Source organism: Geothrix fuzhouensis, assembly GCF_024609325.1.
Classification (GTDB): domain Bacteria; phylum Acidobacteriota; class Holophagae; order Holophagales; family Holophagaceae; genus Geothrix; species Geothrix fuzhouensis.
Genome location: NZ_JANHMQ010000003.1, coordinates 74,377 through 98,479 on the forward strand (window position 1 = coordinate 74,377; position 24,103 = coordinate 98,479).

General features: G+C 67.7%; 19 protein-coding genes. 5 read left to right on the forward strand and 14 right to left on the reverse strand.

Annotation, left to right across the window (positions count from 1 at the left end; genetic code table 11):
* Window position 1 precedes the first annotated feature (1 nt).
* Complete coding sequence (locus NOV74_RS11750; protein WP_257312631.1) at window positions 2–2,005, forward strand: dipeptidyl-peptidase 5; 2,004 nt, start codon at window positions 2–4, stop codon at window positions 2,003–2,005.
* A gap of 87 nt (window positions 2,006–2,092) precedes the next feature.
* On the opposite strand, the gene folK is transcribed toward NOV74_RS11750, so the two are convergent.
* The 3 genes from folK to NOV74_RS11765 form a co-directional block, all read right to left on the reverse strand.
* Window positions 2,093–2,572: a 2-amino-4-hydroxy-6-hydroxymethyldihydropteridine diphosphokinase gene (folK, locus tag NOV74_RS11755; protein ID WP_257312634.1), complete on the reverse strand. Its 480-nt coding sequence runs from the start codon at window positions 2,570–2,572 to the stop codon at window positions 2,093–2,095.
* Window positions 2,573–2,576: 4 nt separating this feature from the next.
* Window positions 2,577–2,936, reverse strand: a complete 360-nt coding sequence (gene queF / locus NOV74_RS11760) for a preQ(1) synthase (protein ID WP_371748451.1) — start codon at window positions 2,934–2,936, stop codon at window positions 2,577–2,579.
* Window positions 2,937–3,043: 107 nt separating this feature from the next.
* Entirely contained in the window at window positions 3,044–4,549 is a 1,506-nt protein-coding gene (locus NOV74_RS11765; RefSeq protein WP_257312639.1) for a B12-binding domain-containing radical SAM protein, read from the reverse strand.
* A 103-nt stretch (window positions 4,550–4,652) separates the two neighbouring features.
* Here NOV74_RS11765 and NOV74_RS11770 point away from each other — a divergent pair, with 103 nt between their 5' ends.
* Window positions 4,653–6,404: a carbamoyltransferase family protein gene (locus NOV74_RS11770; RefSeq protein WP_257312641.1), complete on the forward strand. Its 1,752-nt coding sequence runs from the start codon at window positions 4,653–4,655 to the stop codon at window positions 6,402–6,404.
* A gap of 7 nt (window positions 6,405–6,411) precedes the next feature.
* On the opposite strand, the gene queC is transcribed toward NOV74_RS11770, so the two are convergent.
* The 6 genes from queC to NOV74_RS11800 are packed head-to-tail and all read right to left on the reverse strand — an operon-like array spanning window position 6,412 to window position 14,232.
* The gene (gene queC / locus NOV74_RS11775; RefSeq protein WP_257312644.1) at window positions 6,412–7,110 is read right to left on the reverse strand and encodes a 7-cyano-7-deazaguanine synthase QueC; all 699 of its coding nucleotides are present in this window, start codon (window positions 7,108–7,110) and stop codon (window positions 6,412–6,414) included.
* A complete protein-coding gene (locus NOV74_RS11780; RefSeq protein ID WP_257312647.1) occupies window positions 7,103–7,822 on the reverse strand; it encodes a lysophospholipid acyltransferase family protein in 720 nt (239 codons plus the stop codon). Before NOV74_RS11780 ends, queC begins: the two co-directional genes overlap by 8 nt.
* Window positions 7,822–8,658: an Hsp33 family molecular chaperone HslO gene (locus NOV74_RS11785; RefSeq protein ID WP_257312650.1), complete on the reverse strand. Its 837-nt coding sequence runs from the start codon at window positions 8,656–8,658 to the stop codon at window positions 7,822–7,824. Before NOV74_RS11785 ends, NOV74_RS11780 begins: the two co-directional genes overlap by 1 nt.
* 4 nt (window positions 8,659–8,662) lie before the next feature.
* Window positions 8,663–10,438, reverse strand: coding sequence for a M2 family metallopeptidase (locus tag NOV74_RS11790; protein ID WP_257312651.1), 1,776 nt, complete (start codon window positions 10,436–10,438; stop codon window positions 8,663–8,665).
* Window positions 10,439–10,486: 48 nt separating this feature from the next.
* Window positions 10,487–11,620 (reverse strand): hybrid sensor histidine kinase/response regulator, encoded by a 1,134-nt coding sequence (locus NOV74_RS11795; RefSeq protein ID WP_257312655.1) that lies wholly within the window; start codon window positions 11,618–11,620, stop codon window positions 10,487–10,489.
* A gap of 14 nt (window positions 11,621–11,634) precedes the next feature.
* Entirely contained in the window at window positions 11,635–14,232 is a 2,598-nt protein-coding gene (locus NOV74_RS11800; protein ID WP_257312658.1) for an ATP-binding protein, read from the reverse strand.
* Between the two features lie 187 nt (window positions 14,233–14,419).
* On the opposite strand from NOV74_RS11800, the gene modA reads away from it, so the two are divergent.
* The 3 genes from modA to NOV74_RS11815 are packed head-to-tail and all read left to right on the forward strand — an operon-like array spanning window position 14,420 to window position 17,000.
* Window positions 14,420–15,217: a molybdate ABC transporter substrate-binding protein gene (gene modA, locus NOV74_RS11805; protein WP_257312661.1), complete on the forward strand. Its 798-nt coding sequence runs from the start codon at window positions 14,420–14,422 to the stop codon at window positions 15,215–15,217.
* Between the two features lie 11 nt (window positions 15,218–15,228).
* Window positions 15,229–15,903 (forward strand): molybdate ABC transporter permease subunit, encoded by a 675-nt coding sequence (modB, locus tag NOV74_RS11810; RefSeq protein ID WP_371748452.1) that lies wholly within the window; start codon window positions 15,229–15,231, stop codon window positions 15,901–15,903.
* Complete coding sequence (locus NOV74_RS11815; RefSeq protein ID WP_257312667.1) at window positions 15,888–17,000, forward strand: ABC transporter ATP-binding protein; 1,113 nt, start codon at window positions 15,888–15,890, stop codon at window positions 16,998–17,000. Before modB ends, NOV74_RS11815 begins: the two co-directional genes overlap by 16 nt.
* A 74-nt stretch (window positions 17,001–17,074) precedes the next feature.
* Here NOV74_RS11815 and gcvPB read toward each other — a convergent pair whose 3' ends face one another.
* From gcvPB to NOV74_RS11840, 5 genes are all read right to left on the reverse strand, one after another.
* A complete protein-coding gene (gene gcvPB, locus NOV74_RS11820) occupies window positions 17,075–18,604 on the reverse strand; it encodes an aminomethyl-transferring glycine dehydrogenase subunit GcvPB (protein WP_257312669.1) in 1,530 nt (509 codons plus the stop codon).
* 11 nt (window positions 18,605–18,615) lie between these two features.
* Window positions 18,616–19,968 (reverse strand): aminomethyl-transferring glycine dehydrogenase subunit GcvPA, encoded by a 1,353-nt coding sequence (gene gcvPA / locus NOV74_RS11825; protein ID WP_257312672.1) that lies wholly within the window; start codon window positions 19,966–19,968, stop codon window positions 18,616–18,618.
* A 185-nt stretch (window positions 19,969–20,153) separates the two neighbouring features.
* Window positions 20,154–22,916: a patatin-like phospholipase family protein gene (locus tag NOV74_RS11830; protein WP_257312675.1), complete on the reverse strand. Its 2,763-nt coding sequence runs from the start codon at window positions 22,914–22,916 to the stop codon at window positions 20,154–20,156.
* Window positions 22,913–23,641, reverse strand: coding sequence for a ribonuclease PH (gene rph / locus NOV74_RS11835; protein ID WP_257312680.1), 729 nt, complete (start codon window positions 23,639–23,641; stop codon window positions 22,913–22,915). Before rph ends, NOV74_RS11830 begins: the two co-directional genes overlap by 4 nt.
* Complete coding sequence (locus NOV74_RS11840) at window positions 23,641–24,072, reverse strand: RpiB/LacA/LacB family sugar-phosphate isomerase (protein ID WP_257312683.1); 432 nt, start codon at window positions 24,070–24,072, stop codon at window positions 23,641–23,643. Before NOV74_RS11840 ends, rph begins: the two co-directional genes overlap by 1 nt.
* Window positions 24,073–24,103: the final 31 nt, after the last annotated feature.

Here is a 24,103-nt window from a genome sequence, read left to right on the forward strand (position 1 = left end):
CATGCGCACCGCACTCCTCTTCACGGTTTCCGTGGCCCTGCTCGCTTCGCGCCCCATGCAGGTGGATGACCTGTTCAAGGTCAAGCGCGTCACGGACCCCCAGTTGTCTGCCGTCGGTGCCCTGGCCTACCAGGTGAGCGCCGTCGACTTCCAGGCCAACAAGTCCACCACCCACATCTGGTACGAGCCCACCGGCGGCGCGCCGAAGGCCCTGGATCTGGGCACAGGCAGCCAGAGCCGGCCCCGCTTCAGCCCCGATGGCAAGAAGCTGGCCTACCAGTTCGGCGGCCAGGTCTGGATCGTGGACCTGGGCACCAAGGAAAAGCATCAGCTCACCAGGCTGAGCGGCGGCGCCGAAGGCCAGGTGTGGAGCCCGGACGGCAAGTGGCTGGCCTTCCTCTCCACCACGGTGCCTTCAGGCAACGACGCGGAGAACGCGGCCTACCTGAAGCAGCAGGAGGAGAACAAGGTCAAGGCCCGGGTCATCACCCACCTGATGTACCGCCACTGGAATGAGTGGAAGGACGACCGGCAGGTGAGCCACCTCTTCGTGGTGCCCGCCGACGGCAGCGCCGCACCCCGGGATCTCACGGCGGGCCTCACGACGGACGTGCCCAACTTCGCGGATGTGGCGGCCGGCGACGGCTTCGCCTGGGCTCCCGACAGCAAGGCCTTGGCCTTCGAGACCCATCCCGAGCAGACCAAGGCCACCAGCACCAACGGCGAGGTCTACGAGGTGGCCCTCGCAGGTGGCCCCGCGAAGAAGCTCTCCGACAACCCGGCCATGGACACCACGCCCCGCTACTCGCCGGACGGCAAGTTCGTGGCCTGGCGCGCCCAGCGCCGCCCCGGCTTCGAGTCCGACAAGTTCGAGCTGTGGGTCATGGACCGCGCCACCGGCCAGATTGTGCGCACCACCCAGGCCTTTGACCAGAGCTTCGGCGACTTCCAGTGGCAGGGCCAGGACCTGGTGGGCGTCAGTGACCAGCAGGGCCACGCGGACCTCTTCCGCTGGGACGGCAAGGCCCTCCAGCGCCTCAGCACGGGCCTGCACGTTGAGGGATTCACGCTGGCCAAGGACCACGCCGTGCTGGTCTCCACCAGCCTCACCACGCCCCAGGATCTCTACACCCTGGATCTGAAGACCGGCAAGGTGGCCCGCGCCACGCACCACAACGAGGCCTTGGCCAAGGAGCTGGGTCTGAACCCCGGCGAGGATCTCTGGGTGGACACCCTGCCCGTGAACGGAAAGGCCACCAAGACCCACGCCTTCGTGGTGAAGCCCGTGGGCTTCGATCCCAAGAAGTCCTACCCCGTGGCTTTCGTCATCCACGGCGGGCCTCAGGGCGCCTGGGCCGACAGCTGGCACCCCCGGTGGAACGCGCAGGCCTGGGCCGGCCGCGGCTTCATCACCGTGCTGCCCAATCCCCGCGGGTCGACGGGTTTCGGCCAGGCCTACTGCGACGCCATCAGCGGCGACTGGAACGGCGCCGTCATGACCGACCTCATGAATACCCTGGACGCCGTCCTCAAGCAGTTCCCCAACGCCGACCCCAAGCGGGTGGTGGCGGCTGGCGGCAGCTACGGGGGCTACGCCACCAACTGGCTGGCCGGGCACGAGGCGGATCGCTTCGCCGCCTTCGTGACCCATGCCGGCATCTACAACACGGAGAGCATGCAACTGGGCAGCGAGGAGCTGTGGTTCCCCCGCTGGGAGTTCAAGGGCTGGCCCTGGGAGAACCCGGAGACCAAGGCCCGCTGGCAGGCCCAGAGCCCCAGCAGCGGCGCCGCCAACTTCAAGAAGCCCATGCTCGTCGTCCACGGCGAACAGGATTACCGCGTGCCCGTGGGCGAAGCCTTCCAGCTCTTCAACACCCTCCAGCTCCGCGGTGTCCCCAGCGAGCTGCTCTACTTCCCCGACGAGTTCCACTTCGTCCTCAAGCCCCAGAACAGCAAGCTCTGGTACGACACCGTGCTGGGCTGGTGCGAGAAGTGGACGAAGTAAAATCAGGACTGATGTTTAACCGCAGATGTCGCAGATTCACGCAGATGAAAAGCATTCTTTATCTGCGGCCATCTGCGACATCTGCGGTTAATGCTCTTTCTCTTTTGGAATGACCCCGCTGCAGGTTCCGGGGTCGGACAGGGCGCGCCAGGGCTCCAGCACGAAAGGCCGATTGAAGGCGCGGGGGTGGGGCAGTTCCAGGCTCAGTTCGGGGCTGAGCACACGCAGGTCTTCCGGTGCCTCCCAGGTCCAGCTTCCCGGCGGACCATCCGTGGTGATGAGATCCAAATCGAGCGTGCGGGGCGCGTTCCGGCCCGCGCTACGGTCGCGGCCGTTCGCCAGTTCCAGGCGCAGCAGGGCCTCCAGGAGGCGGCACGGATCCGCCTCCTCCGTCACCAGGATGGCCACCGTGTTGAGGTAGGCGGGCCCGCGGCCCGATTCGTCCGGTGTCTCCATCACCAGCGGCGAGGGCACCACCGCCCCCAGCGTCCGCAGCGCCGCCAGCCCCGCCGCCAGGTGCGCCCGGCGGTCACCGAGGTTCGAGCCGAGGGCGATGACGGCCTTCATGAAGTCACTGCTTCTTCCCGTGCTCCGCCACGACCAGCGTCCGGATGCCACCGCGGATGAGGAAGTCGCCCTCGATGCGCATCCACTGGGGCTTCGTCGCTTTCACCAGGTCGTCGAGGATCTGGTTGGTGACGGCTTCGTGGAAGGCGCCCTGGTCGCGGAAGCTCCAGAGGTAGAGCTTGAGGGACTTGGACTCCACGCACAGCTGGTCGGGCTGGTAGAGGATGCGCAGCTTGGCGAAGTCCGGCTGGCCCGTGAGCGGGCAGAGGCAGGTGAATTCTTCGGTCTCGAAGGTGATGGTGAAGGGCCGTCCCGGCCGGGGGCTGGTGAAGGTGTCGAGCTTCCCTGTGGGGCGGGTCACCACGTAGGTCGGCAGCTGGTCGGGGAGCGTGGGCTTCGTGGGCTTGGTGTGTTTCTTGGTGGCCATGGGTCATCCGGAGGAATAAGGACGTGCGGCCCTCCAGATTACCCTCACCGGCCCAGGGGCATGGGCTTCAGGCCCACGGGCTGTCGGGGGTGGCACGTGTAGGTGCCGGCTCCGGCGTCTCCCTTGGAGCCGAAGTAGCGCTTGGCGGCGAGGGTCTGGGGCAGGTGGCGGAGCAGGTGCCACAGGCTCCATCGGTGCTCCCACAGGCGTCGCCCGAAGCGGTGGCGATAGCCCTCGCTGCTGTAGAAGCGTTTGATGTGCCCGTTGTAGAGCTCTTCCATCTGGGCCCTCGAGGCAAACCCTGCGGGTCGGAAGACCGGGTTGACGCAGTTGAGCAGCCGCCAGTCCTCGATGAAATCGCCATCCGTGCCGGCGACACACTCGGCCCAGAGCGGCGCGCCGTGCAGGGGACTGAACTTGGTGAGGTTCATGTCATCCAGGTCCAGCGAGAGGATGAAATCGCTGGTGCGCTGGAAGGTCTCCGGCGTTTCCCCGGGCAGGCCGAAGATGAACAGCCCCTTGGCCCGCAGGCCGGCGGCGTGGACCTTCTCCACGGTGTCGCGCACCGATTCCAAGGTCACCCCCGCCTTGTGGCGCGCCATCATGCCCGGATCGGCGCTTTCCACGCCGAGGCTCACCATGATGCAGCCGGCCCGTTTCAGCAGCTGCAGCAGCTCCACCGAGGTGTGGCCCGTGCGGATGATGCAGTTGAAGTCCATGCCCAGGGGTTCGTCGAGGAGGCGCTGGCACAGCTCGGTGATGCGGCCCTGGTGGGCCGTGAAGAGGTCGTCGTAGAAGTTGATGTGGCGGACACCGAAACGGTCCCGCAGGTGCTTCATGTGGGCGTGGATGTAGGCCGGGCTGTGGAAGCGGTACTGGTGCTCAAACACCGTGCGGTCGCAGAAGGAGCAGGTGTAGGGGCAACCCCGCGAGGTGATCATCGTGGCCCCGTACCGCTTCACGTAGCTGAAGAGGGGCAGGTGATAGCCCCTGGGGAAGCCCGCCAGCTTCTCGTAGGCCGGGAAGGGCAGCTCGTCCAGATCGAGGATGCGGGGGCGTCGCGGGTTCGTGACGATGCGGTCCCTGTCGCGCCAGACCAGGTTCGGGATCTCGGCCGGGGGCTTCCCCTCCGCCAGGTCCAGCAGCGGCCCCTCGCCTTCCCCCAGGCAGAGGTAGTCGAGTTCGGGGAAGCTCTCCAGCAACGGCGCGCCCAGGCTTGATGCGTGGGCATTCCCCACCACGATGGGCAGATCGGGCCGCGCGGCCTTCAGCAGGGCCGCCAGGTCCACGGCATCCATGAACCCCGAAGTGGTGGCCGAGAAGCCCACCAGGTCCGGCCACGTGGCCAGGATCCGGACCACCTGGTCCTCCAGGCGGGTCGGGGCTTGAGGCCCGAGGCAGTCGTGCACCGCCGTGGGATGGCCGTGCTGCTCCAGCCAGGCCGCCAGCGACAGGATGCCCACGGGCGCGAGGCGGTTCGCCAGCACCGAGAAATCCGGCTGACCGGGGACAAAGTTGAATCCTGAGGGGTGGACGAGGGTGACGCGCATGGACGGCCTTATTCTGAGCGCCTTTCCGTGTCCAGGATCACGGTTGGGTAGCCTCGTCAAACGATACCATTGGCGTGGCGACAGTCCTTTCTCCTTGGTATCCATGCCTTTCCAACTCGGCCTCAGCGGCCTCCCAGGCTATGACCTCCACGCCTTCCGGCACATCCGGGAGAACGCCCGGCGGCACCCGGACGTGCCTTTGCCAGTCGGCGACATCGGCCACGACGCGGCGGCGGTGCTGGTCCATGAGGGCCAGGCGGTCTTCGCGGTGGAGGAGGAGCGCCTGAGCCGCTTCAAGCACACCATGGGTCTGCCTGCGCGCGCGGCCCAGGCCTGCGCCGAGGCCGCCGGCATCTCTGTCGCGCAGCTCCCCACAGCCCATTACCTCGATCTGAACGACGACCACCTTCGCCGGCATCTCCAGGCCACGGGCGGTGCCGATCCCCGGGTGGAACAGGCTATCCGGGCGGAGTACCAGCGGACCCGCGAGGCCGCCGGCGCGTTCCGGGAAACCTTCCCGAACCTAGTGACCGTGGATCACCATCTGGGCCACGCGGCCAGCGCCTACTACCTTTCCGGCTTCGAACGGAGCCTGGTGCTCGTCATGGACGGCAACGGCGAATCCGCCTCCTTCAGCCTCTATCTGGGCGAGGGTCCCAACCTCCGACTTCTTCTGTCCTTGCCCACCACCAGCTCGCTGGGCCTGCTCTACGCCTTCGGCACGCATTTCCTTGGGTTCGAGCCCATCGAGGACGAGTACAAGGTCATGGGCCTCGCCGCCTACGGCGAAGGCGACGACACCTACCTGCCCTTCTTCGAGGGCCAGCTCCAATGGGAGGGGAACGCGCGCTTCACCATCCCGGCCCTGCTCAAGGAGCCGGCCAGCCGCACCGTGCGCTGGAGCCGGCAGCTGGGCCCGGCGCGTCAGCCGGAAGATCCCATCGAGGCTCGGCACATGGCCCTGGCGGCAGGCCTGCAGAAGGCCCTGGAGCGAGCCGTGCTCCGGCTCATCGAGCCCGTCGAGGCCGCCCACCACACGCGCCACCTCTGCCTCGCCGGCGGTGTGGCCCTGAACTGCAGCCTGAACGGCGTGCTGGATCGCTGCGGGCTGTTCGACCGCATGTTCGTGCAGCCCGCCGCGGGCGACCCCGGCGCGGCCCTGGGCGCCGCCCTGGTGGCCGAGCGCCGACGCCGTGGTGCCGTGCCGCAGGGTCGGATGGCGACCCCCTACCTGGGGCCGGCCTTCACGGCGGACGAGATCGAGAGGGCCCTCCAAGCCCACGCCTCAGCCCTCGCCTGGGAGCGCCCGGAAGACCTTCTGGACCGCACCCTCGACCTGATCGGCACGGGGCAGGTGGTGGGCTGGTTCCAGGGCCGCATGGAATTCGGACCGCGGGCCCTGGGCAACCGCTCGATCCTCGCCGATCCCCGGCGCCCGGACATGAAGGACCGCGTCAACCGGGCCGTGAAGAAGCGCGAGGAGTTCCGCCCCTTCGCCCCCTCCGTCACCGCGGAAGGCGCGGATGCCTTCTTCCACCTGCGGAACCTGGATCAGTACGAGCACATGACCCTGGCCGTGAAGACCCGCCCCGGGCGTGCCCCGGAGATCCCCGCCGTGGTCCACGTGAACGGCACGTCCCGGGTGCAGGTGGTGCGGCGGGAGGCCAACCCCCGCTACTGGGACCTCCTCTCGCGCCAGGGTCGGCGCACCGGTGTGCCGATCCTGCTGAACACCTCGTTCAACGTGCGAGGCGAGCCCATCGTCTGCTCTCCGGAGGACGCCATCCGGTGCTTCCTGGGGACTGGGCTCGATGCCCTGGTTCTGGAAGACACGCTGGTGGTCAAGCGAGCCTAGCGGGCTCTCAGGGCCGCAGCCCCTCGGGGATGAACGCGTAGGGGATCGGATCGACGAGGCCCGCCTCCTGGAAGCCGCGGAGGCGCAGGTGGCAGGAGTCGCAGTGGCCGCAGGCTTCGGTTTCGCCCTGGTAGCAGGACCAGCTCAGGTGCAGGGGGGCGCCCAGGTCGCGGCCCTTCCGCACGATCTCGGCTTTGCGGAGGTGGATGAGGGGCGCGTGGAAGGCGAGGCGCGTCTCGGGCTTGGTGCCGAGGTTGGCGGTCTGCTCGAAGCTGCGCAGGAAGACCTCGCGGCAGTCGGGGTAGCCGCTGCTGTCCTCCTCCACGAAGCCGACGAAGATGGCGGTCGCGCCCAGCACCTCAGCCCAGCTCACGCAGGTGGCCAGCAGGTGCGCGTTGCGGAAGGGCACGTAGCTCACGGGTACGCCCGGGCGGTCCAGCTCACCCTCAGGCAGGGCGATGGAAGTGTCCGTGAGCGCCGAGCCGCCGATGGTCTTGAGGGTGTCGAAACCAATCACCAAGCGCCTGGAAGCGTGGACTTCGTAGAAGTCCGCGATATCGTGAAAGGCTTGCCTTTCGCGATCTTGAGTACGCTGGCCGTAGTCCGCATGCAACAGGGCCAGCTCGAAGCCTTGGGCCTTGGCGATGGCGGCGGTGACGCAGCTGTCCATGCCGCCGGAGAGGGAGACGACGGCGAGTTCAGACATGCTTGATCCCCTCCGCCCACGCTTCCAGTTCGTCCATCTCGCGCTGAAGCCTAGCGGCTTCAGCGCCATCCTCCGCCTTCGGTGGAACCTGGTACGGCTCACCGTAGCGAATGATGCAGGTGGCGAAGGGATAGGGGATCACCATGCGGTCCCAGGTCTTCAGTTCAAAGCTGTGGTCGTAGGCGAGGCTCACGGGAACGATCCAGGCGCCGGTCTTGCGGGCCAGGGCCACGGTGCCGGGCTTGAGCGCCATGAGGGGGCCGCGGGGGCCGTCGGGCGTGATGCCGAAGTCCCAACCGTGCTTCACGGCCTGGATCATGCGCACCAGGGCCCTGGCACCATCCTCACTGGCGGTGCCGCGCACGGCGTGGATGCCGAACCAGCGCCAGGTGGCGGCGCTGCGTTCGCCGTCCTTGCTGTCGCTGGAAAGGATGGCCACGCCGCGGGTCTCCCCTTCGGCGTTCCGGCGACGGAACGGATAGGCCAGGGGCATCATGAAGAGGCGGCGGTGCCAGAAGGCGAGGATGAAGCGCTGGTCACTTTCCACCAGGCTCTCCACGGCCTCGAAGCCTTCGCGGCGGACCCGCAAGGTGTAGGACCAGAGCTTGGTGAGGCCCGCCACCAGGAAAGGCACCACCCGGAAGTTCAGCCAGACGGACACAGGCGAGCCGAGCGGTCGCCCCCGCTCGGCGATGGCGATGCGAGCGCCCATCAGGCGCCGCCCGGCAGCAGGTCGTCGCGCGTGATGGGGTACATTGTTCCGCAGTAGTCGCAGCGGACCTCCACCGGACCGGGCTCGTGGAACAGATCCTCCTTCTGAGCTTCCGGAAACCGGCGCAGGGTTTCCAGCAGTGCTTCGCGCGTGCAGCGGCAGCGGTAGAAGATCTCCGTGGCCACCAGGTCATCGGCACCCTGACCCTGGGACACCCAGGTGGCCAGGAAGTCCGGTGTGCGTTCCCAGAAAGGCACCACCTCCAGGCCTTCGATGGCCTGGACAAGCCGAGCCAGGCGTTCCGGAGGGCAGTCCGGCAGGGGTTCCACCAGCAGGCCCCCGGCCTCGCCAGTGCCTGAATCGCACCACAGGGTGAGGCTGGCCTGGATCTGCTCCGACTGCTGGAGGTAATGCTCCACTTGGACCTGGATGCCACCTTCCACCAGGGGGAGATGACCCACATAGGGCTGGCCCGAGGCATTGGAACGCATCACCTGGAAGACCCCCGGGCCCAGGATCCAAGCCTCAGCCTGCTCGGGTCCCGGGTCCAGGACGCCCCGGATGGTGCCATCCGGCCAGCTGTCGGTCACCACGGCCTTGGCCCGGCCCGAGCCCTTCACCAGCAGCTGCAGGCGCTCGGCAAAGAGCGTGCGGCCTTGGAGCAGGGCCGTGGACGTGAGCAGCTCTGTGAGGCAGGCGCAGGCGGCCGGATCCAGATGCGGATGGGCCCGCCGCACGCCGTCCCACAGGGGGCTGGCGTCCACCGAGGACAGCCGGATGTGGCGGTCCTTGGTGAGGGACTTGACCACCCGGGCCTGGGGCACAGTCTCCGTCATCGATTCAATCCCAGCCGATCTGGCGGCCCTTGTTCTGCTCCTGCAGCCAGGCCATCAGAGGCTTGAAGTAGTCCATCATGGCGCGGGTGGAGAGGTCCTCGCCCGTGGCCTCCTTCAGCACCTTCCGCCAGTCCTCGGTGGCGCCCTTCTCGAGGATCTTCTTCAGGAAGGCACCCACCTCCTTGTTACCGGCGTAGTTGCAGCTGCGGGGATCCTGGTGGAGGATCTTCCGCGCGATGTGGTCGTGCATCTGGAACTTGAAGACCGTGGCCCAGCCGTAGCTGTAGTAGTAGGCAGGGTTGTCGTTGATGTGGGTCTTGGTGGCGGCGTCGCAGAACTGCTCGCCGCGCGGGCTGGGCGGCTCCACACCCTGCTCGTCGCGCACGAGCTTCCACCAGCGGGCGTTCATCTGGTCGGCGGGCATGTTCTTGCCGTAGAACTCCGCCTCCCACTCGGGCATGGTGCCGCAGGACCAGTACATGAAGGGGATGGCCACCTCCAGCGCGTCGTTGAGCAGCACCTGCATCTGGTCGACCTTGTAGTCCGCCGGCAGCACGCCCGCGGTCTTCAGGTACGGGATCTGCCGGGTGGCCATGGCGATGAGCTCGCCCACGCCCTCGTGGAAGCTGGGGTTGGCGCCGTCCCGCAGGAGGGGCGGCACGTCGGGCCGGGTGTAGCTCAGGAAGTAGTAGCCGTGGCCCAGCTCGTGGTGCACCGTCTCGAACCACTCGGCGTTGGGCTCCACGCTCATCAGGGAGCGGATGTCGTGGTCCAGGTCCAGATGCCAGCAGGAGGCGTGGGCGTTCTTCTTGCGGGGATCGCCGGCCTTCACGGGGTAGAGGTCGGACTTGGCCCAGAAGCTGGCGGGCAGCGGCTCGAAACCCAGGCCCACGTAGAACGCCTCGGCGGTCTTCACGATGCGCTCGGGCTGCCAGCCCTTGAAGTAGGGATCGAGGTCCACGGCGCTGACGAACCCGGTCCAGTTCTGGCTCCAGCGGTTGTTGATCCAGTGGGCGGGGATGGCCTTGGGCACGGGCTGGCCGTACTTCTTCGCCATCTCGTACTTCACCCAGGTGTGGAGCTGCAAGTAGAGGGGCTTCAGCTCGGCCAGGAACTTCCGGTTGAAGGCCATCATCTCGTCGGTGGTGAGGCCGTAGCGGGCCACCTGGAGGGCGAAGTAGTCGGGGTAGCCCAGCTCCTGGGCCACGCCGTTGCGGAGGTCGCGCAGACGCACCAGACCGTCCTTCAGGGGGATGCCAATCTCCTTGCTGGCCTCCCACCACATGCGGCGCTCGGCCAGGTCGCGGCTGGAGGCGAGCTTGTTGTCGATGTCGTTGGCGCTGACGGGCCGGCCGCCCACCTTGAACTGGTAGCCGTTCATGAGCGAGACCTGCTTCGTCTCCGCCTCGATGCGCTCGGCGACGAGCTTGGGCTTGGTCATGGGCCCCTCGGCGCCGTAGGGCATGAGCAGCACCCGCTCCAGCTGGCGCACGGTCTTCTCATCGAGCTCCGTCCGGTGCGTGAGCAGCTCCTTGGCCTCGGTGATCACCATGGGGTTGCCGTTGAAGGCGGCGAAGGCCTTGCCCGCCCACTCGGCGGCGGCGTCATGCTCCGGCTTCACATCCGTGGAGGCAGCCCAGGTGGCCTCCTGGTTCACGTAGTAGAGGGACTGGTAGCCGGCGTTCACCAGCTTGAGGAAGCGGTCGGCCCGGTCTTGAAGGGGGGAGATGGCCTGGGCCATGAGGGGGATACCAAGCATAAGGGCGGGGAGGAAGCGCATGGGGGGGCTCCAGGGAACCCCCTATTGTGCCTTCGTGGCGGGCGGCCGTCAGCAGGGGAGGAGGATGCTGAAGTTCGACCCAAAGCCCACCTGGCTCTGGGCGCGGATTTGCCCCCGGTGCGCGGCCACCAGGCGCTGGACGATGGCCAGCCCCAGTCCCACGCCCTGGCTGGCATCGCTGCGCTCGGTCTGCCGGAAGGGGTCGAAGATGAAGGGGAGGTCTCCCGCCGGAATGCCGCGCCCCGTGTCGATCACGGAGAGTCGGAGGAACCGCAGGCCCGCCTCCACGCCAGAGCCGAATTCGATCCCGGCCTCCACCCGCACGGCCCCGCCCCGGGAGGTGAACTTGAAGGCGTTGTCCACCAGGTTCACCAGAGCCCGGTCCAGTTTCAGCTGGTCGCCTCGCAACACGGGCAGACTCTCGGGGATCGCCACCTGGAATTCCACGCCAGCCGAGGCCGCGCGCAGGTGGTACTGACCCAGCAGGGCCGCCAGCCAAGGTGCCGGGTGGATCTCACTGAACTCCATGGGAATCTGCCCGGTGTCGCTGCGGTAGATCTCCAGCATCTCGTCGAGCAGGTTCTTGATCCGCGTGCAGGAGTCTTCGGCCTTGCCCAGCGTGTCGTCGCGAACCACGCCCCCGCCCCGAAGTTTTTCGAGGACGAGCCCGAGGACGGTGAGCGGCGAGCGGAGATCGTGCACCAGCATGGTGGTGAAGTTGGTCTTGAGGGTGTTCACCTCCTTCAGCTTGAGATTGGCATCCAGCAGGTTCTGGTTCTGGATCTCCAACTCCCGCTGGAGCCGGCCCAGGTTCACCTGATGCTCCACCCGCACCAGCACCTCCTCGGCACTGAAGGGCTTGGTCACGTAGTCGCGGCCGCCCACTCGGAAGGCCTTCACCTTGTCCAGCGGATCGTCCAGGGCACTGATGAAGATGATGGGGATGCGGGCCAGCACCGGCTCCTTCTTGAAGGCCTCGCAGGTCTCGTAGCCGTCCATGCCCGGCATGTTCACATCGAGCATGACCAGTTCGGGCGGGTGGCGGCGGGCCGCTTCCAGGGCCATGGCGCCGGACGGCACAGCTCTCACCCGGTACTCCCGCTCCCGCAGCACCGCCCCCAGCAGGTCGAGGTTGGCCGCATTGTCGTCCACGATGAGGATGTCGCCCTGGGGCACCAGCATGTCGATCTCCGAATTCATCCGTTCAAAGCATCAAGCAGTTCCTGGAGTTTGTAGTTCCGAAGCAGGTGCCGGAGCCCCTCGGCGATGGGGTGGGCCTCCAACTGGTTGACCAAGGCCAGGGCCGCCTCGGTATCGCCGATCAGAACTGCATTCTTTAGATCGGCCTGCCAGTCCTCGGGCTGAAGCTTCAGACTGGCCAGGTCGCCGGAAGCTGGGGGCGCGCCTTCGGGTTCCCGGGTCAGGAAGCGCAGTCCCAGCAGGCGGCCCGCCACTTCGAAGAGCTGGGATTCACGAAACGGCTTGCCGAGGAAGTCGTCGAACCCTGACTTGCGAAGGGTCTCGCGGTCCAGGTCGATGACGCTCGCGGAAATCGCCACCACGGAGGTGTGGGACAGGTTCTGCTCCAGTTCCCTTCCCCGCAGGATCTGGAGCGCCTCGAAGCCACTCATGCGGGGCATGCGCAGGTCCATCCAGATCAGGTCCGGGCGCTGGCGTTCCCAGAGTTCCAGGGCCTCGACGCCATCAGCGGCGGTAATGGCTTGGAATCCTACAGAGACCAGCAGCTGGGCGAGGAGGTCCCGGTTCTCGGGCCGATCATCGACCACGAGCATCTTCGTGGGGCGCTGCCCTGGTTCAAGGCTGATGACCTGGCCGCCACCCTCCAGTTCCAGCGGGGCCTCCCCCTCGGTCATGGGCAGGCTGAAGCTGAACCGACTGCCCTCACCAAGGCGGCTTTCGAGATGCAATTCCCCACCCAGGAGGTGCACCAGGGAACGGCTGATGTGGAGCCCCAGACCCGTGCCTTCCGCGGCGAGCGGCTGGCTGGCGGCCTGGAAGAAGGCCTGGAAGAGTTGGCGCTGGTCCTCCTCGGAGATCCCGGGACCTGTGTCGGCCACGGCGAAGGTGGCCCGTCCCGAGGCGTACCCGGCCCGGAGGACCACCGACCCGCGCTGGGTGAACTTCACCGCGTTGCCCAGCAGGTTCACCAGGATCTGCCGGAGTTTGGCGGCGTCGCCCTCAAGGTAGGCCGGGAGGGCGTGGTCTACCTCTAATCGCAGCTCCAGGCCTTTGGCCCCGGCCCGGATCCGCTGCATGTCCAGCACGCCCTCCAGCAGGGCCACCGTACCTAAGGAGGCTGTGCGCACCTCGAGACTGCCCGATTCGATCTTGCTTAGTGACAGCACGTCGTTGATGAGGGTCAGCAGGTGCTCGCCGGCCCCCAGGATCCGCCCCAGCTGGTCGTGGTCTTCCGCGCTGCGTCCTGGACGGCGCGCCATGAGCTGGGTATAGCCGAGGATGGCGTTCAGCGGCGTCCGCAGCTCATGGCTCATGTTGGAGAGGAACGCGCTCTTCGCCCGATTGGCCAGCTGGGCCCGCGCCTCGCTGGCCCGCAGGTCGGCCTCCAGGGCCTTCCGTTCCGACAGGTCTGACGCGACGCTCAGGTAGCCGACCTGTTCTCCCGCTGCCCCCACCACACGGGAAAGGGCCACCAGCATGGGGATGCGCCGCCCATCCCGGGCCACGAAGGTCCATTCCCGCTGATCTGGACCGGCACCCGTTAACAACCGGATGACCTCAATGTCTGAAACCAGCGGCCGCCCGTCGTGCGGAGTCAATGCCTGGGTGCGAGCCGCCACCTCCTGGGGATCAAGCCAGATCGCCGAACTTTGCCCGATCACCTCCTCGGCGCGGTAGCCCAGGAGATCTTCGGCATAGGGGTTGAAGCGGCGCACCACCCCCTCGTTGTCCCGGACGACGATGGCCACCCGCGCGTTTTCCAGCACCGCCCGCTCGCTGGCCTCCCGTTCGGCCAGGGCATGGATGGTATCCCGCAGCCGCGCGATCATGCGGTTCAGCTCACGCCCCATGTCCGCGAGTTCGTCCCGCCCTTTGGTCTCCACTCGGGCCATCAGGTCGCCCCCGGCGGCGCGGCGCACCTGATCCACCACCCCCCGGATGCTTCCGGAGAGATCCCGGGTGATCAGGTAGCCCAGGGCCAGGGCCGTGGCCAGGCCCGCCAGGATCATGGCGTAGGACCAGGCCCGGGTCCGCTGGGCCCGGGCCGCCATCTCCTCCATGGTCTGCTGGGCGGCATCCTCCTGCGCCTGCACCAGACCCGCCAGAAGGTTCGTGAGCGGCAGGATCTCCGGCAGCAGGTCGTCGTCCACGAACCGTCCGAGCTCCGGCAGCCGCCCTTCGGCCAGGAGCTGCTCCAAGCGGTCGAGATCCTTCGCCACATAGCCCGTGAGGCCGTCCATGCGGGCGAGCACCTCGGCATCCGTCTGGGCCGGGGCCGAGGCCTTGAACGCCGCCCACTGGCGGCCCGCCTCCTGCCGGGCGGCGCGCACCCTCGCGAGCCCCTCGGCAGGTTCCAGGGTGCCGCCTCGCACCTGCCGGGCGGCGAAGAGGATGCGGATGCCGTAGGCGTCCGATACGATCTTCAATTGGCGCACGGGCACTAGGCGGTTTTCGAAGATCCGGAGGGCCTGAGCTTCTTCCTGATGGAGGATGCCGAGCAGGATCAGGGCCAACCCCGCCAGGATCGCCGCCACGGCGCTGTAGCCCAGCCAGAGCTTGGCGGCGATGCGGAACCGGCTGAGGAACGCGGGCATGCGACATCCCTTCGGGGCCAGGCAACTGGAGCCATGCAGGCGGGAAACCTGGTCGGTCCAGTCAGTGGAGTGGCGGCATTCCCGTGGAATGATGACGGGCCTACCCACCTGCCGCAATCTTTCACGACTGAACGGCATAGAATCGGATAGGCGCGCTGCCGCCCGATGCACCCCGCCCGGAGCCGCCATGCCCGATCTCCGACACCACCTTCGAGCCACGCTGACCTTCCTCGGGATCTTCGTACTCGGGGTTACGGGTCGCTCGGCCCCTCCCTCGGCCACCCTGAGCATTGCGGCCGCCGCGGACCTGCAGTTCGCCCTGACCGAGGTGAAGGCCGCCTTCGCAAAGACCCAACCCGGCCTGGAGGTGGCCATCACCTACGGGTCCTCGGGCAACTTCTACACCCAGCTCACCAACAAAGCCCCCTTCGACCTCTTCCTTTCCGCCGACCTCGTCTATCCGGAGAAGCTGGTGGCGGCCGGGCTGGCGGATGGGGCCACGGAGTTCCGCTACAGTCGGGGCCGCCTGGTGCTCTGGGTGCCGAAGCATTCCTCCATCCCCCTGGAGCAGCTGGGCATGCAGGCCCTCCTCCATCCCGCCGCCCGCAAGGTGGCCATCGCCAATCCCCGCCATGCCCCCTATGGGAAGGCCGCCGAGGCGGCGCTGAAGAGCCTCGGCCTGCTGGAAGCTGTGACGCCCCGCCTCGTGTTCGGTGAGAACATCGGCCAGACCGCCCAGTTCGTGCAGACCGGCGCCGCCGATATCGGCATCCTCGCCCTCTCCCTGGCCAAAGCCCCGGTCATGGTCGCCTCGGGCCGGATGTGGGAGGTCTCACAGGACGCCTACCCGCCCTTGGATCAAGGCGGCGTGATTCTGAACCATGCCCGCAACCGGCCCGCCGCGCTGGCCTTCCGGGACTTCCTGCGGTCACCGGAAGGGTTGGCGATCCTCCGCCGGTACGGCTTCACCACGGGAGGCCGCTGATGGCCACGTTGATGGACTGGGAAGCCATCCGCCTGAGCCTTTGGCTCGCCTCCCTCACCACCGCGCTCCTGCTGATCCTCGGCCTGCCTCTGGCCTACTGGCTGGCCTTCTCCCGCCGGCGGTGGAAGTTCCTCGTGGAGGCCGTGGTGGCCATGCCCCTGGTGCTGCCGCCCACGGTGCTGGGCTTCTACCTGCTCATGGCCATGGGACCGCGCAGCCCCCTGGGCCGCGCTTGGGAAGGCCTCTTCGGCAGCACGCTGCCCTTCTCCTTCGAGGGCCTGCTCATCGCCTCGGTGCTCTACAGCCTGCCCTTCATGATCCAGCCCCTGGCGGCGGCCTTCGCCTCGGTGGACCGGGGCCTCATCGAAGCCTCCTGGTGCCTGGGCGTATCGCGACCCCGCACGTTCCTCCGCGTGATCGCGCCCCTCTCCTGGGCAGGCATCCTCACGGGGCTGGTGCTCAGCTTCGCGCACACCCTGGGCGAATTTGGCGTGGTGCTCATGGTGGGCGGCAACCTGCCGGGCCGCACCCGCACCGTGAGCATCGCCATCTACGACCAGGTGCAGGCCATGGACTACGCCCCGGCGGCCCGCACGGCTGCCCTGCTGCTGGGCGTGTCATTCCTCGTCCTGGCCTTCACCTACGCGCTGCGGCGCCGACAGAGGAAGCCGTGGACGCTCATCTGATCCCCGGCCCCTACCTGCAGGCTGTGGCCGAGCGTTGTTTCCCCGGTGGCACCACCATCGAGGCCCATTTCGAGATTCCGCGGCCAGGCTTTTCCGTCACCGTGCTCTTCGGCCCCTCGGGTTCCGGCAAGACCACGACCCTGCGACTGCTGGCCGGGCTGGAACGGGTGGATCGCGGCAGCATCCGGGTCGGAGGAGCCGTCTGGTCGAACGCCGAGCGTCACATCCACCTGCCCCCTCAGGCCCGGGACCTCGGCTTCCTGCCTCAGGCCTACCACCTGTTCCCGCACCTCAGCGTGGCGGCGAACCTGAGCTACGGTCTGACGTCGCAAGGCCCACAGGCGCGCCAGGCCCGCGTGGATGAGCTACTGGCCCTGCTGGATCTGACGGGCCTCGGTGAACGGCATCCCGGCCAGCTTTCGGGCGGCCAGCAGCAGCGCGTGGCCCTGGGCCGGGCCCTGGCGCGGAAGCCCAGACTGCTGCTGCTGGACGAGCCGCTGTCCGCCCTGGATCGGCCCTCGCAGCTGCGCCTGCGCAAAGAGCTGCGAGACCTACTCCGGTCCTTGGACATCCCCACGATCCTGGTCACGCACGACCGTGCCGAAGCCCTCCAGTTGGGCGACCGCCTGGTGGTGATGGACCAAGGCCGCGTCTGCCAGAGCGGCGATATTCAGCAGGTCTTCGACCGGCCCACCGACCCGGCTGTGGCGACGATCCTGGGCGTGGAGACCGTGGTGCTGGGCCGCGTGGAAGCCGTCACCGAGGGTATGGCCACCCTGGCCGTGGGAACCGCCCGCATCTTCGCCGCGGATCCCGGCAGCCTTGGCCAGCATGCCTTCGTCTGCATCCGGGGCGAGGATGTGGCCGTGGAGCGCGGCTGCGGACCCGGACCGGGGTCCACCGTGCGCAACCGCCTTCCGGCGAGGATCACCGCCCTGCACCCCGAGGGCTCTCTCGTGCGCATCGCCCTCGACGCCGGCTTCCCGCTGGAGAGCCTCGTCACCCGCCAGGCCTGCGCGGATCTGCACCTGACCGAAGGCGATCGGGTCTGCGCCATCCTCAAGGCCGCCGCCGTCCACCTGATTCCACACGATTGATTTCGGCTCCGCCGCAGGCGGAGGCCAATGAAAATCGCGGGCCGGATGGCCCGCGATTTTCGCATGAGAAAGGATTACGCCTTCGTCCACCTCAGCACGGGCTTCCGGGCGGCGGTGGTCTCGTCCATACGGCGCAAGGGGGCGAGGGTGGGGGCCTGGTGCAGGGCCTCGGGGTCCGTCTCCACTTCCTTCGCGATGGCCAGCATGGTGTCGCAGAAGGCGTCCAGCTCGCCCTTGTCCTCGCTTTCCGTGGGCTCGATCATGAGTGCGCCAGGCACGATCAGAGGGAAGTAGATCGTGGGCGGATGGTAGCCGTGGTCGATGAGGCGCTTGGCGATGTCCAGGGTGTGGACGTCGTGCTTCGCCTGGAGCGTGTCGCTGAACACCACCTCGTGGAGGCTTGGGGAATCGATGTGCAGGGCATAGGCGCCCTTGAGCCGGGCACGGACGTAGTTGGCATTCACGATGGCGCGCAGGGTGGCCTCGCGCAGGCCGTCGGAGCCGTGGCTCAGGCAGTAGGTCAGCGCCCGCACCAGGATTCCGAAGTTGCCGTAGAAGGTGTGCACCTTGCCGATGCTCTGGGGCCGGTTCCACTCCATGCGATAGGTGTGCCGGGGCACTTCGCCTTCGCCCACCTTCACCGTATCGCGCACGACGACGGGCACGGGCAGGAAGGGCAGGAGCTTCTCGACACAGCAGACGGGGCCGGCGCCAGGGCCGCCTCCGCCGTGGGGCGTGGAGAAGGTCTTGTGCAGGTTCAGGTGCATGACGTCCACGCCGAAGTCGCCGGGCCGCGCCACGCCCACGAGGGCGTTCATGTTGGCGCCGTCCATGTAGACCAGGGCGCCCACGCTGTGCAGCAGGTCGCTGATCTCCTTGAAGCGGTACTCGAAGACGCCCACGGTGTTGGGGTTGGTGATCATGGCGCCGGCGATCTCGGTGCCCAGTTCGCTTACCAGGGTCTTCAGCCCCTTGCGGACCTTGCCGTTCACGGGGTCGGTCACGTCGTCGAAGCTGATGGTGCCGTCGGGTCGCGAGGGCAGCTCCACCACCTCGTAACCCGCCATGGCGGCGGTGGCGGGGTTGGTGCCATGGCCGCTGTCGGGGATGAGGATCACGCGGCGCTTGGCGCCCTGGGCCACGTGGTAGGCCCGGATGAGCATGACGCCCGTGAGCTCGCCGGCTGCCCCGGCGCTGGGCTGGAGGGTGACGCCGGGCAGACCCGTGATCTCCTTCAGCCACGCCTGGAGGGTGTAAAGGAGTTCGAGATTGCCCTGCACCAAGGCGTCCGGTGCCATGGGGTGGCTGTCCGTGAAGCCGGGCAGCCCGGCGACCTTCTCATTGAGCCGGGGGTTGTGCTTCATGGTGCAGGAACCCAGCGGGTAGATGCCGTCGTCTACGCCGTAGTTCCACTTGGAAAGCCGGGTGAAGTGGCGGATGACCTCCACCTCGCTCAGCTCGGGCAGGGCCTCGAAGCCGGTGCGCTTGAGATGGGCGGGGCGGGTGTCTCGGGCGGCGGGCACGTCGAGCTTGGGCAGATCCATGCCCCGCTTGCCGGGGACGGAGCGGTCGAAGGCGAGGGATTCGCGCTGACGAAGGAACATGTCGACTCTCCCTAAACCGTGGCGGGGACGCGGGCCAGGATCTCGACGAGGCTCTCGATCATCCGGCGGGTGTGGAGTTCCGTGGCGCACCAGAGGAGGCAGCCCTGGTATTCGGGATAGAAGCGGCCCAGGTCCAGGCCCGGCAATAGGCTCTCCGCGAGGCAGGCCTCCTGGAGCGCGGCCATGTCGCCCTTGTAGCGCAGCACGAACTCGTTGAAGAAGGGTGGGTCGAAGACCGGCTCCATGTCCGGCAACTCCAGCAGGCGCTGGCGCAGATACTGGGCCTTGGCCACGTTCTGCTCCGCCAGGCCCTTCAGCCCTTCGGGGCCCGCCAGCTGCAGGTAGATGTTGGCCCGCAGGGCCACGAGGCCCTGGTTCGAGCAGATGTTGCTGGTGGCCTTGTCGCGGCGAATGTGCTGCTCGCGGGCGGTGAGCGTCAGCACGTAGCCCGTCTTGCCATCCAGGTCTTTCGTCTGGCCCACCACGCGGCCGGGGATCTCGCGCTTGTGGGCGTCCTTGACCGCCAGGAAGCCCAGGAAGGGGCCGCCGAAGGTGGGCTTGTTGCCGAAGGACATGGCCTCGCCGCAGGCCATGTCGGCGCCGGCCTTGCCGGGCGCCTCCAGCCACCCGAAGGCCAGGGCCTCCTGGGTGACGCTCACCAGCAGCGCGCCGGCCGCGTGGACGGGACCCGCCAGGGCCGTGAGGTCCTCCACAGCGCCCAGGAAGTTGGGGTAGCCCACCATCACCGCGGCCACGTCACCGTTCAGCTTGGCCTGGAGATCGGCCAGGTCCGTGACGCCATCCTTCAGATCCACTTCCACGAGGTTCAGGCCGTCGTGCGGGGCGAAGTTGGTCTTCAGCACCTCGCGGTAGAGGGGGTGGAGACCCCGGCTCACCAGCACCGTGTGGCGCTTCTTCTGGACGCGCACGGCCATGAGGGCCGTCTCCACGCAGGCGGTGCCACCGTCATAGAGGCTGGCGTTGGTCACGTCCAGGCCCGTCAGGTCGCAGATGAGCGTCTGGTATTCGAAGATGTGCTGGAGCGTGCCTTGGCTGATCTCGGGCTGGTAGGGCGTGTAAGCCGTGAACCACTCCTGGCGGCTCACCATGGCATCGATGGCCGAGGGAACGAAATGGTCGTAGGCGCCGGCCCCGAGGAACTGGGCGCAGAACCGCGTGTTCTTGTTGGCCAGGTCCAGCATCTGCCAGGTCACTTCCTGTTCGGAGCCCTGCTCGGGCAGGTCGAGGCCTCGCTTCAGGCGCAACGACTCCGGGATGCCCGTAAGCAGGTCTTCGGCGCGGGTGACGCCGATCGTGTCCAGAAGGGCCCGATCTTCGGCAGGAGAGGAAGGCAGGTAGCGCATGGCGGCCTCGGCAAGGAAGCGGATAAATTCGCAGCTCTTCAGCGTATCAGGCCGGGGTGTCAGAGCCTCCTGTGCAGGTGATCACAGACCACCTCCGCACAGACCACCGCCCTCTCTGCCCCGCCAAGGAGGTATTCAAGCGAGGCCCGGGGGTGTGCGCGAAGCGCGGAACCCCCGGACAGCATCTACCGACGCTTCCAGAGGTCGAAGGGCTGGGTTCCGATGACGACGTCAAAGCTGCCAGTGGCCGGGCTGGTTCCCTGGGGGGACCTCATCTTGAGAAACCCGTAGGACAACTCCACATAGAAATTGGAAAAGGTGGTGCGCACCAGGAGGCCCGTGCCCTGGGCCCGGTAGCCGGTCTCTGGATGGAAGAGCAGATCCCTCTGATGGGACATCCAGGCGAGATCGAAGCGGGGTACCAACTCGAGGGTGAGACCCAGGCCCGCGTAGAACCGGAGGGGCATCCCGAAGCGCACGACGCCGAAATCGGGCACCAGGTAGCCAGAGGCCCTGGAGCCAATGACGAAGGAGGAGCCCCCGAGGACCCACCACCGGTCTGGGGGCAAGCGGCGACCCTGACCCCACTCCAGATCGAGGTCGGCCCCGAGGACCTCGCTGAAGGAATGCAGACCGCGGGCGCGGAAGTAGGCCTCCTGGAAGCCGCCGCCAGGAAGGGCGCCGGCCTTCACCTCGCCCGCGCCACCCCGGGCCCGCAAGAGCAGACCCTCCCGGGGCAGCGTATGGCGGTCGAGGTTGTCCCACTCGGCGGACAGGAAGATGGCGTCCTGGGTCTGGGTCATCCGCAGACCGGCCTCCCGGAAGGCCACGTTCCGGTGGCCCAGGTCGAGACTCACCTTGCCCGTGCCCAGGTTGCTGAACCGGAAGTAGGTCCGCAGCACCAGGTCCGAGGCACTGATGCGGGCCTCCGGCCCGCTGATCGGCAGCTGGGGGGTGGGCCAGTTGATGGGCAATTCCAAGCGCTGCTGCCAGTAGTTCCCGCTGAGTTCCACGCCGGCGCCCGGTGAAAAGCTGAAGGGGGCCCGCAGGGCCAGACCTGCCTGCTGCTGCAACCGGTTGCGAGCCGCGCTCAGTTCTATTTCAGAGCCATGGAAGCCCAGGTTCAGGGCGTGGTAGGTCAAGCCCAGCTGGCCACCGAGCGTGCTCTCGTAGCCCAGGGACAGGTCCAACCGATCCTGCTGCTGAGGCACGGGGATGAGGGTGAGGATGGTCCCGCCCAAGCCGTCCGGGCGGATGAGGTAATGCAACTCCCGAAGGTGGAGGCGATGTTCCGCCAGGGCGATGCGTTGCTGGAGATTCACGGGCCGGAAGGGACGCCCCTCCAGGTCGCCCAGGATCCGCCGAAGGTGGGCCTCGTCCACCGCCGGGCCAGGCACGGGCCACACCTCGACCTGGGTGAGCAGGGGTTCCCGCAGGACCACCTTGAGGCGCCCGGATTCGATGTCGAAGGCGGACCCCCGGGCATCGACGAGGGGGTTGCCCGTCATGAGCAGGCGATAGACCAGCTGGGACATCAGGCTGCCGAAGACCTGCGGATTGAAGGGCACGCCGAGCTTGATCTGGTCGGCCAGAGCCTGCTGGGCCAAGGGGAGCCAGGCTTCCGGAGCCTCCACGGCCAGCTCGGTCACCGCTGGATAGGGCTTCATGTGGATGGTCAGGGTCCGATTCGCCTCCACGGTGGCCCAGGCTTCCTGGGCGAGGCCGTGGACGAGGATCTGCTGGAGCAGGATCTGGACGTCCAGCAGGTGGAATCCTCCTTGCACGCGCTGGAGGGTCGTGGCCAGCGTCCCCTCCAGGGATTCATCAATGGGCGTGGGGCTTTCGAAGACCAACCGGTCCGCCGCAAGGACCTCCTGCCCACCCGATTTCCCCCGCAGGAACGCCCCGAGGTCATCCAGGCGCGCGTCGAAGGCTTCGCGGCCATCAAGCACCAGCCTGGGCGCCAGGCTTCCGTACTCCAGGAAGGGGGCCTCGCGGATGTCGGGCCGGATGAGGAAGTCCGCCGCGGCGCGGCTCTCCCACTGGCGGCGTTCCACCACCAGGTCCAAGCTGCGGGAGGCCACGGAGAAAATGCTCGTGGCCGGGCGGCGCTCCAAGGGGCTGCTGATGTCCACGGCGATGATCACGTCGGGATGGAACGCCTCCTTCGCCGTGGAGACGGGCAGGTTCTCCACCAGGGCGCCGTCCACGTACTGCTGCCCTTCGATCACCACGGGTCGGAAGCCGCCGGGAACGGCCATGGAGGCGCGCACGGCCTCCACCAGGTCGCCCTTCCCGAACACCCGTCCCTGCCCGGTTTCCAGGTTCGTGGCCAGGACCCGGAGGGGACGCTGCAGCAGGTCGAAATCGCCCCCTGAGAAATAGGCGCCCCGGGCCAGGAGACTCTGCAGCGTGCGCTGCACCTCCAGGCCGCTCCGCAGGCCCTGGGCGAAGGTGGTCTGCCCGTTCTTCCGCTCGATGGACATGAAGGTGGACTCGCGGTCCTCCTGCTCGCCCAGGGTCTCGCCAGGGTTGCGGAGCAGGGGTTCCAGGAAGGCCCGGGTGAGGTCCAGGCGGCGGAAGAGGTCCTCGATCTCGCGGCCCGAGAACCCGCTGGCATAGAGGGCTCCCACCAGGGCCCCGGCACTGGTGCCGGTGATGCTGTCCAGGGGGAAGCCCACCTCCTCGAAGCGCTGCAGTACGCCAATGTGAGCCAGGCCCCGGGCACCGCCCCCGCTGAGGGCCAGACCGACCCGCGGCATGCCCGGAATCACCACCCTCGGCGCGAAGCGGAACACCATGTCTGGCGGCTGGACCTTGACCTCGATACGCCGCGGACCCGCAGATGAGTCCGGCGGCGTCACCAAGGGAACGACCTGACCCGCCAGCAGGACCGGCAGCCCCAACATCAGCAGGCTTCGGGCCGTGGCGAGCGGACTGGGGCTCATGCGAGGGCCGCCCGCTGTGCCTCCATGAGGGCGGCGCAGCCGGTCAGGCCCAGATCCACCAGGCCATCCGCCTCGCCCCGGCTGAAGGGCCTGCCTTCGCCCGTACCCTGCAGCTCCACCAGCATCAAGTCGCCACCGGCCCCCTCGCCCAGGGCGGGCCGGGCCGCCACCAGATTGCAGTCCACGGCGGCCCGGTGGTCCTCCTCGTATTCCAGGTCCAACACCAAGCCGCGGCGGCCTTCGCCGGACTCCACGATGCCCGCGCTCACCGCGGCCACCTGGCGGACCAGGGCCGCCTCCAGGCTCCTCGACTTCAGCGCGAGCGCCACGGCCACCCAAGCCCCGGTGATGGCGGCGCAACGGGTGCCCCCATCGGCGTTCAGCACATCGCAGTCCACCGTGAGGGTGCGCTCACCCAGGCCAGCCAGGTCGATGGCCTGGCGGAGGCTGCGGCCGATGAGCCGCTGGATCTCCACCGTGCGACCCTGCTGCTTGCCCCGGGAGGCTTCCCGGTCTGACCGCGTATTCGTGGCCGCAGGCAGCATGCCGTACTCGGCGGTGAGCCAGCCAGTGGTCCGACCTTTCATCCACGCGGGCACCTTGTCCTCCAGCGTGGCCGAGCACAGCACGTGGGTCCGGCCCAGCTTCACCAGGCAGGATCCGGCGGCATGGAGTTGGATGCCGGTTTCAAATTCCAGGCGTCGGAACTCGTCGCTACGGCGCATCAGCAACCCTTCCATTCAATCTTGTCGACGCGCCTTTGGTGACGCCCACCTTCAAAAGGTGTTTCCAGGAACAATTTCAGGTAATATTCCGCCTTGAGCGGATCCGTCAGCCGCTGGCCGAAAGCGATGGCGTTTGCGTCATTGTGCTGCCGTGCCAGTGCCGCGTGCTCAGGGGAGGTTACCAGCGCGCAGCGGATGCCAGCATGGCGGTTGGCCGCGATGCTGATGCCGATGCCGGATCCGCAGACCAGCACCAGACGCTCCCACCGGTCCAGGCCCTCCGCCGCCCGATGTGCGAAATCTGGATAGTCCACCGAGGCCGCCCCGTCCGTGCCGAAGTCCACCACCTCATGTCCCTGACCCAGCGCCCAGGCCTTGAGCCGTTCTTTCAGGTCGAACCCCGCATGATCGCTTGCAAACCCGAGTCTCATCACCCAGCCCCCTGGCTCTCAGCCTACATCG